This window comes from Acidovorax sp. SUPP2539, assembly GCF_030158975.1.
In the GTDB taxonomy this organism is placed as follows: domain Bacteria; phylum Pseudomonadota; class Gammaproteobacteria; order Burkholderiales; family Burkholderiaceae_C; genus Paracidovorax.
The window spans coordinates 387,465-399,710 of sequence record NZ_BQXJ01000001.1 but is presented as its reverse complement, the minus strand read 5'-3'; the positions used below and the strand labels follow the sequence as shown (position 1 = coordinate 399,710).

General features: G+C 69.2%; 14 protein-coding genes. 7 read left to right on the top strand and 7 right to left on the bottom strand.

The annotated features are described in order from the left end of the window. Position 1 precedes the first annotated feature (1 nt). Positions 2–514, top strand: coding sequence for a hypothetical protein (locus tag AVTE2539_RS01825; RefSeq protein ID WP_284408150.1), 513 nt, complete (start codon positions 2–4; stop codon positions 512–514). Between the two features lie 83 nt (positions 515–597). Next, positions 598–1,158, top strand: a complete 561-nt coding sequence (locus tag AVTE2539_RS01820; RefSeq protein ID WP_284408149.1) for a hypothetical protein — start codon at positions 598–600, stop codon at positions 1,156–1,158. A 40-nt stretch (positions 1,159–1,198) separates the two neighbouring features. On the opposite strand, the gene AVTE2539_RS01815 is transcribed toward AVTE2539_RS01820, so the two are convergent. Further along, positions 1,199–1,705: a hypothetical protein gene (locus AVTE2539_RS01815; RefSeq protein WP_284408148.1), complete on the bottom strand. Its 507-nt coding sequence runs from the start codon at positions 1,703–1,705 to the stop codon at positions 1,199–1,201. A gap of 265 nt (positions 1,706–1,970) precedes the next feature. Between AVTE2539_RS01815 and AVTE2539_RS01810 the strand changes: the two genes are divergently transcribed. The 4 genes from AVTE2539_RS01810 (at position 1,971) to AVTE2539_RS01795 (ending at position 5,166) form a co-directional block, all read left to right on the top strand. Further along, on the top strand, positions 1,971–3,116 hold the full coding sequence (locus tag AVTE2539_RS01810) for an esterase-like activity of phytase family protein (RefSeq protein ID WP_284409381.1): 1,146 nt from the start codon (positions 1,971–1,973) through the stop codon (positions 3,114–3,116). Continuing rightward, complete coding sequence (locus AVTE2539_RS01805) at positions 3,113–3,973, top strand: AraC family transcriptional regulator (RefSeq protein WP_284408147.1); 861 nt, start codon at positions 3,113–3,115, stop codon at positions 3,971–3,973. Before AVTE2539_RS01810 ends, AVTE2539_RS01805 begins: the two co-directional genes overlap by 4 nt. 44 nt (positions 3,974–4,017) lie before the next feature. Next, positions 4,018–4,419: a cupin domain-containing protein gene (locus AVTE2539_RS01800; RefSeq protein WP_284408146.1), complete on the top strand. Its 402-nt coding sequence runs from the start codon at positions 4,018–4,020 to the stop codon at positions 4,417–4,419. A gap of 99 nt (positions 4,420–4,518) precedes the next feature. Then, on the top strand, positions 4,519–5,166 hold the full coding sequence (locus AVTE2539_RS01795) for a Smr/MutS family protein (protein WP_284393529.1): 648 nt from the start codon (positions 4,519–4,521) through the stop codon (positions 5,164–5,166). Positions 5,167–5,219: 53 nt separating this feature from the next. Here the strand turns inward: AVTE2539_RS01795 and AVTE2539_RS01790 are convergent, their stop codons facing one another. Genes AVTE2539_RS01790 through AVTE2539_RS01780 form a run of 3 tightly spaced genes read right to left on the bottom strand, consistent with a single transcriptional unit; the run spans position 5,220 to position 8,154 of the window. Beyond that, a complete protein-coding gene (locus tag AVTE2539_RS01790; protein WP_284408145.1) occupies positions 5,220–6,749 on the bottom strand; it encodes a sensor histidine kinase in 1,530 nt (509 codons plus the stop codon). Beyond that, the gene (locus tag AVTE2539_RS01785) at positions 6,749–7,423 is read right to left on the bottom strand and encodes a response regulator transcription factor (protein WP_284405448.1); all 675 of its coding nucleotides are present in this window, start codon (positions 7,421–7,423) and stop codon (positions 6,749–6,751) included. Before AVTE2539_RS01785 ends, AVTE2539_RS01790 begins: the two co-directional genes overlap by 1 nt. Then, positions 7,423–8,154, bottom strand: coding sequence for a PepSY domain-containing protein (locus AVTE2539_RS01780; protein ID WP_284408144.1), 732 nt, complete (start codon positions 8,152–8,154; stop codon positions 7,423–7,425). The genes AVTE2539_RS01785 and AVTE2539_RS01780 overlap by 1 nt, the downstream gene beginning before the upstream one ends. Positions 8,155–8,277: 123 nt before the next feature. Here AVTE2539_RS01780 and AVTE2539_RS01775 point away from each other — a divergent pair, with 123 nt between their 5' ends. Continuing rightward, positions 8,278–8,928 (top strand): PepSY domain-containing protein, encoded by a 651-nt coding sequence (locus AVTE2539_RS01775; protein WP_284408143.1) that lies wholly within the window; start codon positions 8,278–8,280, stop codon positions 8,926–8,928. Between the two features lie 110 nt (positions 8,929–9,038). Here AVTE2539_RS01775 and AVTE2539_RS01770 read toward each other — a convergent pair whose 3' ends face one another. From AVTE2539_RS01770 to AVTE2539_RS01760, 3 genes are all read right to left on the bottom strand, one after another. Continuing rightward, positions 9,039–11,105: a bifunctional 2',3'-cyclic-nucleotide 2'-phosphodiesterase/3'-nucleotidase gene (locus AVTE2539_RS01770; protein ID WP_284408142.1), complete on the bottom strand. Its 2,067-nt coding sequence runs from the start codon at positions 11,103–11,105 to the stop codon at positions 9,039–9,041. 131 nt (positions 11,106–11,236) lie between these two features. Continuing rightward, positions 11,237–11,710 (bottom strand): RidA family protein, encoded by a 474-nt coding sequence (locus AVTE2539_RS01765; RefSeq protein WP_284393513.1) that lies wholly within the window; start codon positions 11,708–11,710, stop codon positions 11,237–11,239. A gap of 119 nt (positions 11,711–11,829) precedes the next feature. Next, positions 11,830–12,246, bottom strand: a complete 417-nt coding sequence (locus AVTE2539_RS01760; protein WP_284393510.1) for a group II truncated hemoglobin — start codon at positions 12,244–12,246, stop codon at positions 11,830–11,832.

Here is a 12,246-nt window from a genome sequence, read left to right as displayed (position 1 = left end):
AATGACAGCAAACGCTGCTGAACTCGCCCGCATCAGAAAGATATTGCCTCTCGGCATTCCGGTCTCGATGATGCTTTTCGCGCTTGCATGGTTTTTCACGTTCGCACTGATTCCTGAACTTGTCCACGAACTGCAAATGACAGCGCCGGTGATACGTATTTGGCCGGGGATCACTCTTGGCCCGACGATGCTGCCACTAGCACTGATGATGATCGTTATCCCGCCGATGAAAGCCATCCCTATCGGGAAGGCATTCACCGACCGCGCAGCCATCTGGATCAATGTGCTGCTCGTCATCAACTTCCTTGCCATGCTGTTGATGCTCACCACATCGGCATTCTTGCAAGGCTATTTCATGCCCCAAAAGGGCTACATCAGATGCACGGAACTCAAGGACCACTCCTATATTTGGTTCAGCGATTGGGTACGTAACCCTGCCTGGTGCGTCAAAGGCAAGAGCCTGGAGTGGGTGAACGAGCAAGCGCGCATAGCCCGTCATCCCGGCACGCCATAGAGGCGATCGCTGCAACATTTCGCCTTTTTGCTATTAATTAAATAGCACCATGCCAGCACACTGATTGCGCTGGAGACCGATTCATGTCCGATATACGACCACGCCGAAAGCGTGCGCGCGACGTGCGCACCATCGATCCAACAATGTTCGCCGTTCAAAAACTCCGCAAGGGGTTGCTTTGGATCATTCCTCTTTTTTCGGCAGCGATTGCAGGCTGCTTCTGGATGACGGCAGAAATCATGGTGCCGACCATCTTGGATATCGCATACCGCGCGCCCGCAGTGCAAGTGACACCGGGCATGCTAGTGAGCCCGTTCTTGGCAGCGTTACTGATTCTGGGGATGGTCTTGGGCGGCATGCGCGCCATTCCCTTGAATGAACGCATCGTCAAACCGGTCGAACAAGCCATGATCATCGTGATGCTGGGCGCATTCGTTGGCTTGTGGCTGGTACCCATCATGGGCATCGCCCAGCATTTCTTCATGCCCAGCCTGGGCTACTACCCCTGCAACATCCTGCGGGGCAACCCCAACAAGTGGTCCAACGACTGGGTGCTCGACACGCAGTGGTGCGTCAAAGGCCAGACCATCGAATGGGTCAAGGAGCAGGCCCGCTCGGCCGTCACTCCTGGCGCTTCCAGATAGCCAAGGAACACACCTGCGGGCGAGCGACCGCCGCCTCCGCTCAGCACCCCGCCGGCCGATTTCCACGCAGGGTGAGCAGCCCGGTCACGCGCAGCGTGTCACCCGTGCCGTCCGTGGCCGTCAGCCGCTTGTTGACGATCTCGAGGTAGTCGCGGCTGTGGTGCACGTCGGTGTCGTCGCCGTCGCCGCTGGCGGTTGCGAACTCGCGGCCGCGCACGTTCAGGACCAGCCGGTAGAGCGAGTCGGCATTGGTGGCGTAGCGCACCGTGCCGGAGGCGGTGCCGTCGCCGCCCACCCGGTCGGCGCCGTCGAAGGTGAAGCTGCACAGCTCGGGGGCCGTGCCAGTGGCGGCAATTTTGGTGACCTCGCTGGCGTTGATGTTTCCGTTGCCGTACGAGCCGTCCAGACCGCTGACCGAGGCATTGGTCACGGTGAGCGACGCTGCGCGTTCGTCCAGGGAATCGCTGCCCCCGCCGCACGCGGACAACAGCGCGGCGGCGGCCAGCAGGGTGGACAGGAGAGACAAGGTTTTGAGGGAGGTGTTCATGGCCAATGGGTCGGTTGTGGGATGGAGGAAAAGGCTCGCTGGGGCCCAGCCAAAGCCAGACACCGGCCATAACTGTACCACCATGTTCTGTTTTAAATGGTGGTTTTTTGACGCCCTTTTTTGCCGGCAAATGCCTGCGATGGATTGGCTCGCAGCCGGGCCTGCCCCCGGCGCACCTACACTGCGCGCCATGCCAGACACCCGCCTGACGCCTTCGAGAAAACGCCTTTGGGGAGGGTGGGCCGCCAGCCTCGCGGCATCGGCCATGCTGGTGGTGGCTTGCACGGGCGCGCGGCAGGGCCTTGAGCCGGAAGCCACCGCGCCGGCCGCGCTGCGCCTGATCGGCACCGCCGCCATCGCCCCCGGCACCGAGGTGCTGGGCACGACCTTCGGCGGCATCTCGGGCATCGACTACGACCCGGCGCACGACCGCTGGCTGCTCATCAGCGACGACCGCTCGGCCCTGCAGCCGGCGCGCATCTATACCGCCACGCTGCGCTACACCGCCACGCACCTGGAGACCCCCGCGATCACCGGCACCGCACCGCTGCGCCAGGCCAGTGGCGCGCCCTACCCTGCGCCGCGGCACGCCGCGCCCGATGTGGACGTGCCCGATGCCGAAGCGGTGCGCTGGCTGCCGGGCGGGCACACTTTTTTGTGGACCAGCGAGGGCGACTTCGCGCGCGGCTTCGGCCCGCAGTGGCGCGAACACCGGGCCGATGGCGCGTGGGTGCGCGAACTGCCCTTGCCCACGGCGTTCGGGCGTGTGCCCGACTTCCGGCGCGGGCCGCGCGCCAACGCGACGCTGGAAGGGCTGGCGCTGTCGCCGGACGGCCGCACGGCCTGGCTGGCCATGGAAACGGCCTGGGTCCAGGACGGCCCGCGCCCCACGCCCGAGGCCCCGGGCGGGCCGCTGCGCATCACGGCGATGGACGTGACGACCGGCCGGCCATTGCGGCAGATCGCCTATGTGCCGGACGCGGTGCCGCACACCCGGCGCATCCCGTGGGGCCCGCAATTGAACGGGGTGAGCGAGGTGCTCGCGGACGGGCCGCACCACCTGCTGGTGCTGGAGCGCAGCTACAGCGCGGGGGCGGGCTTTTCCGCGCGGCTGTACCGCATCGACACGCGCGCGGGCAGCGACACGCTCGCGCTGGACGCGCTGGATGCCCAGGGCGCGCACAGCAACCACACCGCCGTGCCGAAGGCGCTGGTGGCCGACCTGGACCAGTTGGGCGCGGGCCCGCTGGACAACCTGGAGGGCATGGCCTGGGGCCCGCCGCTGGCCGGGGGCGGGCGGGTGATCGTGTTCGTGAGCGACGACAACTTCAACCCCGCGCAGGCCACGCAGTTCATCGCGGTGGAATACCGGGGCCCGGCGGCGGTGCCATCGGCAATGCCAGCGCCATGACCGCCAACGGGCTGCCCACGCGCCGGGATTGGGTGGTGCAGGCGGGCGATGCGGACCGCATGCCCTGCATCGAGGCGTACTTCCAGGGCCACGGGTATGCGCCGCACCGGCACGACACGTATGCCCTCGGCCGCACGCTGGCGGGCGTGCAGAGCTTTCGCTACCAGCGCGCGGGGCGCCACAGCCTGCCGGGGCAGAGCATCGTGCTGCACCCGGACGAGTTGCACGACGGCCACGCCGGCACGGGCGACGGCTTTCGCTACCGCATGGTGTATTTGCCGCCCGCGCTGCTGCAGCCCATGCTGGGCGGGCGGCCGCTGCCCTTCGTGGCCGGCGGCATCAGCGACGACCCGCGGCTCGCGGCGCCCATCCAGACGCTGCTGCAGCGCATGGACGGCCCGCTCGACCCGCTGCAGGAGCAGGACGCGCTGTTCGATCTGGCCCAGGGCCTGTGCGCGGCGGCCGGCATGCCGGGTGGCCGGCGGGTGTGCGATGGGGCCGCCGCCGAGCGCGCGCGCCAGTTCCTGCATGACCACCTGCACGCCGCAAGCCCGGTGACGCTGACAGACCTGGAGCGCGCCAGCAGCCAGGACCGCTGGCGCCTGTCGCGCGACTTCCGGGCGCTGTTCGGCACCAGCCCCTACCGCTACCTGACGCTGCGGCGCCTGGACCTGGCGCGCACGCTGATGCGCCAGGGCCTGGGCGCGGCGCAGGCGGCCGATGCGGCGGGCTTTTTCGACCAAAGCCACATGACGCGGCGGTTCACCCAGGCCTTCGGGGTGCCGCCGGCCCGCTGGCTGCGCATGCAGGCGGGCCCGGCCGCCGCGTGCACGATCGTGCAAGACGCGGGGGCCTGAGTTGCCTAACCTGGGCGCTTTCCATTGACCAGAAAGCGCCCTGCATGCAATACGCCCACACCCCCACGCCACCGGCCCGCGCCGGCCATGCGCCCATCAATTTCGCGCACAAGTTCTCGCAGATCGATGCGCTGTGGCAGCCCCGCGTGGTCGCCGAGATGAACGGCTACCAGTTCAAGCTGGCGCGCATCGACGGCGAGTTCATCTGGCACCGCCACGCGGACACCGACGAGGCGTTCATCGTGGTGCAGGGGCGGCTGCGCATCGAGCTGCGCGACGGCGACGTGGAGCTGAATGCCGGCGAGATGTTCGTCGTGCCCCGGGACACCGAGCACCGGCCCTGCGCGCTGGGCGAGGTCTGGCTGCTGCTGGTGGAGCCGCGCGGCGTGGTGAACACGGGCGACAGCGGGGGCGAGCGCACCGCACCGAACGATCGGTGGGTGTAACGGGTCCGGCCTCGGCGCCGGCGCGGCATGGCCCGCGGCGATCCCGGGGCACTGCTGCCCACGCCGGGGCGGCGGCTGCACTTCGGGTACAACCGGCGCATGAAAGTGAAGTCCTTCCAGGATCTCCAGCCACTGCGCCAGGCCCTGGCGGAGGCGGCCGAGCGCGAGGCGCGGCTGCAGCGCGAGCGGCTGGAGGCCGCGCGCCGCGCGCGCGCCGAGCTGATGCTGTTCGAGACCGCGGTGGGCCCGGTGCAGGCCCTGCGCGGGCAGCACGACCGGCGCTGGCACCTGCCCGAGCCGGTGGAGCCGCTGCCCGTGCAGCGCGAGCTGGACGAAGAACGCGTGCTGATGGAGTCCATCAGCGACGAGTTCGACGTGACGACCTTGCTGGACGTGGATGACCAGATGAGCTACCGCCGCAGCGGCATCGGCCCCGAGGTGACGCGCCGCCTGCGCGCAGGCCACTGGAGCATCCAGCGGCAGCTGGACCTGCACGGCCTGCGCACCGACGAGGCACGCGAGGCGTTGGGCGAGTTCATCCGACTGGCGCACCGCACCGGCCTGCGCTGCGTGCGCGTGGTGCACGGCAAGGGCCTGGGCTCGCCCGGCAAGACGCCGGTGCTGAAAGGCCGCGTGCAAAGCTGGCTGGTGCAAAAGAAAGAGGTGCTGGCCTTCGTGCAGGCCCGACCGGCCGAGGGCGGCGCGGGGGCGCTGGTGGTGCTGCTGCAGCCGGTGCAGCGGCATTGAGCTTTGAAGGGCGGCACGGTGCACTGCCTGCCACCGCCACCGCAGCGGCCGCGTCAACCCGCCGGACGGTGCTCTGCCCGCACCAGCCCCCGCAGCTCCAGCCGCACGCGCAGGCCCCGAAGGGCCTCGCTTTTGTCCAGCTGCAACTGCCCGCCGTAGGCCTGGGCGATCTGGCTCGCGATGGCCAGGCCCAGCCCGCTGCCCTGCACGGATTCATCGAACCGCACGCCGCGCTGCCCGGCAGCCTGCAGTTGCTCGGCAGTCATGCCGGGGCCATCGTCTTCGATGTCCAGGCGCAGGCCCGGGCGATCGGCGCCCTCCTGCCGCGACAGGGTCAGCCGCACCCGCGAGGCGGCCCACTTGCCTGCGTTGTCCAGCAGGTTGCCCAGCACCTCCTGCAGGTCGGCCTGCTCGCCGCGCCACAGCAGGCGGCCCGCGGTGCGGTCGTCCAGCGCCCAGTCCAGTTCCTGCGCGGCATGCAGGCGTTGCATCATCCGCACGACCTGCGACAGGCAGTCGCGCACGTCCACCGCCTGCCCCGCGGCGCCGGGGTGGGCGTGCAGCGCATCGCTCAAGGTGCGGGCCTGGTAGCGGTCCACCAGCTGGGCCATCGCCTCGACCTGCTGGCGCACCTCACCGCTGGGCACCTGGGGGTGCGCGCTGGCCTGGGCACTGAGCAGGGCCAGGGGTTTCTTGAGGGCGTGGTTGAGGTCCACCGCGTGGGCGCGGGCGCGGGCCACGACATGCGCGTTGTGCGCCAGCAGGCCGGCCAGCTCGCTCTGAAGGGGCTGCAGGTCGCGCCCCGTGGGCGCGGCCAGGTGCGCGGCCACATCGGGCCCGTCGCCCTGCGGCGCGCGCAGGGCGGCCAGCAGCGCTTCGAGGCGCCGAAGCGGCGCCAGCCCCACCCGCACCTGCAGCCAGGCCAGGCCCCCGGCGAGCACCATCAGCACCAGCCCGGCCACCACCAGGGTGTGGTCGATCTGGCGCATGCTGGTCTGCAACTGGGCGGCGGGGCCGTAGACCGTGAGCGCCACCGGGGTGGGCGGCTGGCCCAGGGGGATCGGCAGCGTCAGCGACAGCAGCGGCTCCTGCAGCGGCCCGGTCGCCAGGTGCAGCAGGGCAGATCCCCGCACGGGCTCGGGGGCGGTGGGCAGGCGGTCCATGTCCCACAGCGAGCGCGAACGCAGCACCTGGCCCCCCGCCTGCGCGCGCCAGTACCACCCGGCGTAGATGGCGCTGAATTCGTCCGCGCCCCCGGTGGCTTCGCGCAGTTCGCCATTGGGCCCCTGCTGCAGCCGCACGCCCACGCGCTGGGCCTTCTCGCGCAGCACCTGCTCGAAGCCCCCCAGCAGGCTCTGGTGCATCTGCCCGCGCAGCCACAAGCCCCCGGAGGCCACCAGGAGCAGCATGGGGACCAGTGCGAGCAACGCGATGCGCGTGGCCATGGGCCACTGGGCCAGCGCCAGCGCCCATGCGGACAGACCGCGCGCCGGCAGGGCCGGCGTGGGCGGCGTGTCCGGTGCAGGCAGCGGGTCGATGCCGCCGGGCGCCATCGCCGGGCCTGGCGGGCCTGGCGGGCCCATCAGCCCGGCACCTCGGGCAGCAGCAGGCGAAAGCCCTGGCCGCGTTCGGTGACCAGTTGCGGCGCGCCGCCGAGCTTGCGGCGGATGCGGCCGATCAGCACGTCGATGGTGTTGGAGTCCGGGTCGAGGTCACGCGCGTACACGTGTTCGCCGATGTCGCTGCGCGTGAGCAGCTTGCCCGGGTGGTGCATGAAGTAGGCCAGGATCTTGTGCTCCTGCGCGGTGAGCTGCAGGCTCTGGCCCTGCAGCGAGAAGCGGCCCCGCACCACGTCGTACTCCAGCGGCCCCGCCTGCAGCACGGCGGCGGCCGACCCGGCCGTGCGGCGCAGCATGGCCCGCAGGCGCAGCACCACTTCGTCCATCAGGAACGGCTTGGTGAGATAGTCGTCCGCTCCGGCGTTGAATCCCGCGACCTTGTCGCTCCAGCGGTTGCGGGCCGTGAGCACCAGCACCGGCCAGTTGCGGCCCGCGCCGCGCCAGTCGTGCAGCACGCTCAGGCCATCCTTGCGCGGCAGGCCCAGGTCCAGCACGGCCGCGCTGTAGGCTTCGGCGCTGCCGGCGAAGGAGGCGGCTTCGCCGTCATGCTCCACATCCACGGCAAAGCCCGCGGCCTCCAGCGCGGCGCGCAGTTGCGCGGCAAGCGCGACGTCGTCTTCCACGACCAGGATGCGCATCAGTCACCCGCCTTTCGCCGCGTCACTTCCAGGGTCACGGCGTCGACCTCCAGCTCCAGCTTGAAGCCATTGGGCTGCTGCAGCTCGACGCTGTAGTACGGGCGGTGGCGGTGGTCGCTCTCCAGCTCCACCTCCAACACCAGGCCCGAGAAGCGCGGGCGCAGCGATTCCAGCACCACGTCCATGGATTTCAGGGGCGCCGGTGCAGCAGCCGCCTCTGGCCGATGCAGGACCTCGCCCGTGTTCACATCCATCAGCAGCTTCATCTCCACGGCAGGCTTGTCGGACAGCTTGACCTCGTAGACCGCCTTGCCCTGCGCATCGCGCTCGAACTCGGCGTTCACGACGCGCGCGCCGTACCGCTGCTCCAGCTGCTTGACGTACCGGGCCATCTGCGCCAGCGGGACGGGCTGCGTGGGCCACTCGCGCTCCTGCGCCACCACGGAGCCGGTGGCGGCATCCACCAGCACTTCCTGCTTGTTGCCCCGGGCGTCGATGAGGGTGATTTCGTAGCGCGGCTCGCCCTTGCGCCCGCGCTTGCTTTCCACCTCGATGACGCGGCCCGCGTACTGGCGGCTGATGTCCGCAACGATGCTGTTCAGGGGCTTGAGCTGGCCGTTGAGCACGCCGCGCCGCGCCGCGTCCTGTTCGGCCGCGGGCGCCTGCACGCACGCGAGCGCCACCGCCACGACGGCGGCACGCAAAAGCACGCTCCGGGTCCATTTTTTCATCGCGGGATTATTGCCGGCGCCGTTAAACGGCACATGAACGGACGCTTCACGAAAGGTTTAGCAGCGGTTGCGCACACTGCCTCCCAGTTCTCGCCACCTTGCAACACCGAAAGGAAAAGCACCATGAAAAAAACCGTTCTGACCCTGGCCGTCGCCGCCGCTGCTGCCGCCGCATCCGCCCTGCCTTCCATGGCCTGGGCGCTGACGGCCCAGGAAGCCGCCAACGTGATCACCCAGCACCAGTACGTCGCGCCGCAAGACCTGCAAAAGCGGTACGGCTACTGGTCTGCCGACGCGGTCGCCCTCGACGGCGTGCGCGTGGACGTGCTGGTCAATGACGCAGACGGCAGCCTCACCACCGTGCGCAAGAGCGACATCGGCAAGACGCTGCCCAGCGTGGATCAGGTGGCGCAGGCGCTGCGCGCCAAGGGCTACCAATTCGTGTACGACGTGGAGTTGGACGACGGCTTCTGGGAAGCCAAGGCGCGCCAGTCCGCCAACCAGGGCGAGAAGGTGGAGTTCGTGCTGCACCCGGTGACGCTGGAGGTGCTGAGCCAGGTGGGCCGCAGCGGCGGCACGGTCAACAACCAGCCGGTGCTGAGCGCCGACCAGGTGCGCCAGGCCCTGGAGCAGGTCGGCTACACCCGCGTGCGCGGCATCGAGTACGAAGACGGCTACTGGGAAGCCGAAGCCACCAACATGGCCGGTCTGAACATGGAACTGCGCGTGGAGCCCACCACCGGCAAGGTGATCAGCGAACGGCTGGACGACTAAAGGCGCCCGCACCGGCCCTGAAAAAAGCACCGGGCCCCGGCATGCATGTGCATGCCGGGGCCCGGTCGTTCGGCGTTGCTGGCCAGCCGTTGCCGCTGGCCGGCCCGCGGTTACTTCGACAGGTCCAACCGGTACTTGGACGTGCCCTTGCCCGAGCCGTCGTCCGCCGCCATCAGCGTGACGTTGGCCAGGCCCGCGGCCTGGGCCACGGGCAGCGCATTGGCGCCGGAGCTGAACACCACCGGGCCGGCCGTGGCCACCTTGGTGAAGCGCCAGCTCTTGGCCGCGCCGTTGGCCGCACGGGTCACGTTGGCGTTCTTGCGGATGTAGTCGATCACCACGTCGCGGTTGGCGTCCGGCGAGGCCCAGATGGTGCCCGAGCCGTCCAGCTTGTCGATGAAGCTCTTGCCGCTGGTGGCGCGGTAGTTGTTGGTGGCGATCACGAACTCCTGCGCCGCATTGATGGGCTGGCCCTTGTAGGTCAGGTTCTTGATGCGGCGGCCGGTGGGCTGCGTCACGTCGATCTCGTACTGCACGTCGGCCGTGGTGAACATGTCGAAGTTGTAGCCGGGGAAGGTGCTGATGAGCGGCTGCTCGGCGGTCTTGGCCGGGTCGATCTGGTTGAAGCGCTTGGCAGCGGCCTCCAGCCAGCCCTGGATGTCGGCGCCGTTCACCTTCACCGCGTAGACGGTGTTGGGGTACAGGTACAGGTCGGCGGCGTTGTAGATCGCCAGCGGGCCGGTGGCCACGTCGGTGTAGTCGGCTCCGCCCTGGAAGCCCGACTTGAACGGTGCACTCACCGACAGCACGGGCAGCTGCGCGTACTGCGGCAGGTTCGCGGCCACGTAGGCGGCCACGTAGTCGCGCTGGGCCTGGTTCACGATCTGGATCGCGCCGGGGTCGCCCACGTCGGCGAACAGCGTGCTCATGCGGAAGTCGGTGCTGCCGATGGGCGTCTTCACGTAGGCGATGGCGGCCTGGTGCTGCGTTTCGATCAGGGGGGCGACGGTGGGGTCGGCATCGACATACACCGTGGCGCCCGAGGCGTTCTTGCCCTGGATGTTGCGCAGCTCGCTCTTGGTGGCGGTCTTGTTCACCGTCCAGGCCTTGCCGTCCCATTGGAGGGCCAGCTGGATCACGCCCAGCGCCTTGCCCCACGAGCTGGCCATCACGGCGGGCACGCCGTTGATGGTGCCGGCCTTGTTGTCCACGCCGGCCTGCGAATAGGCCGGCGTGGCCGCGGTGTCGGGGAACACGCTGTGCTGGTGGCCCATGACCATGGCGTCGATGCCGGCGACCTTGGACAGGTACAGGCCCGGGTTCTCCATGGTGGCCGAGTAGGCGCCCGCATCGAGCCCGCCGTGCAGCAGGGCCACGACGATGTCGGCGCCCTTGGCGCGCAGCTCAGGCACGTATTTCTGCGCGGCTTCGACCGCGCCTTCGGTGTAGACCTTGCCTTCGAGGTAGCGCTTGTCCCAGTTCATGATGCCGGGGGTGGTGAAGCCGATCACGCCCACCTTGATGGGCAGCTTGACCTCCTTGCCGTCCGCGCCCTTGGAGACCAGCGTGCGCTCCAGGATGGTGTAGGGCTGCACCAGCGGCTTCTTCGTCTTGCTGCTGTACACGTTGGCCAGCACGGCGGGGTAGCCGGCGCCGGCGCATTTTTGCGCGGCATCGACGCCATCGACTTCCATGCCGCCGCCCAGCACCTGGTTGAGGAACGGCAGGCCGTAGTTGAACTCGTGGTTGCCCAGCGTGCCGGCATCGAAGCCCAAAGCGCCCATGGCCTTGTACATGGACAGCTGCTGGGTGCAGGGAATGGCCTTGACCACGGCCTCGTAGTCGGCCAGCGCCGTGCCCTGGATGGTGTCGCCGTTGTCGACCAGCAGCGTGTTGACGAACTCCTTGCGCGCCTGGCGCACCAGCGTGGCGGTGCGCTCGAAGCCGTAGCTCTTGTCTTCGGCGAGCTTGAAGTAGTCGTAGCTGCGCACGTTGAAGTGCAGGTCGGTGGTCTCCAGCACGGCCAGCGTGGCGGTGGCGCCGGCGTTGTTGTTGCCGTCGTTGTCGCTGCCGCCGCAGGCGGCCAGCAAGCTGGCGGCAGCGATCACGGTGAATGCGGTGAGGGCGGTCCGGCGGGTGGCCGGCGAGAGGTCTTGGCGTGGGAGGGTGTCCAGCATGCAATGGCCTGGGTGGTGGGTAAAGGCGAGAGTGTCACGAACCCGTTTGACACTGGCATGACGCGGCCGTGGCCCGCCCGCCCGCAGTCACCGACCGGCCCGGGCCCTGCGCCCCGCCGGCCTGCGCGCCGTCAGTCCGCCGACGCGATCAGGTCCACCTCCACCGAGGCGTTCTTGGGCAGCTGCAGCACGCCGACCGAGGTGCGCGTGTGCGCCCCGGCCACCGGCCCCAGCACATGAAAGAGCACCTGCGAGGCCGCATCGGCCACCTCGCTTTGCTGCGTGAAGCCGGGCGCGGACTGCACGTACACCGTGATGCGCGGCACGGCGCGCACCGCGTCCAGCGTACCCAGGCTGCGCTGCAGCAGCGCCAGGGCCCGCATCACGCACACCTGGGCGGCATGCTGCGCGCGCTCCAGCGGCACCTGCGCGCCCACGGCGCCGGTGACCACCACGGTGTCGCCCACGCGCGGGATCTGGCCGCTCAGGTAGATCTGCCGGCCGTCGCGCACCAGCGGCACGTAGTTGCCGCCGATCTTGATCTCGCCATCGAAGCGGTGGCCCAGGGCCAGCGCCTGTTCTTCGAACCGTGCATCGCAGGACATGGAATCTTTCCTCGGGTGTGGGACGGTGGAGGGAGTTGAAACAAAAAGTGCCTCCAGCACAATGAGTACTAGGGCATGATGCTATTAAATTAATAGCAAACGATTCATGGGGCGCCGCGTCATCCGCCGCGGTTGCGCATCCAGTCGGCCGTGCCCATGAAGCTCTCGCGCAGCCGGGTGCGCAGCTCGGCGGGCACCCCGGTCTCGCCCATGGCCTGGTCCATGCACGCGACCCACTGGTCGCGTTCCTTGATGCCGATCGAGAACGGCAGGTGCCGCGCGCGCAGGCGCGGGTGGCCGAAGCGGCTCTGGTAATGGTCCGGCCCGCCGAGCCAGCCGCACAGGAACCAGAACAGCTTGTCGCGCGCGTCCGCCAGGGTGCTGCCGTGCGCGGCGCGCAGTTCGGCATAGCCGGGCTCCAGGTCCATGAGGTCGTAGAAGCGGTCCACCAGCGCGCGGACTTTCTCTTCGCCGCCGATCCATTCGAAAGGCGTGGTGGCCGGGGCGGGCGCGGGCGGGGATTCGGGTGTGGACAT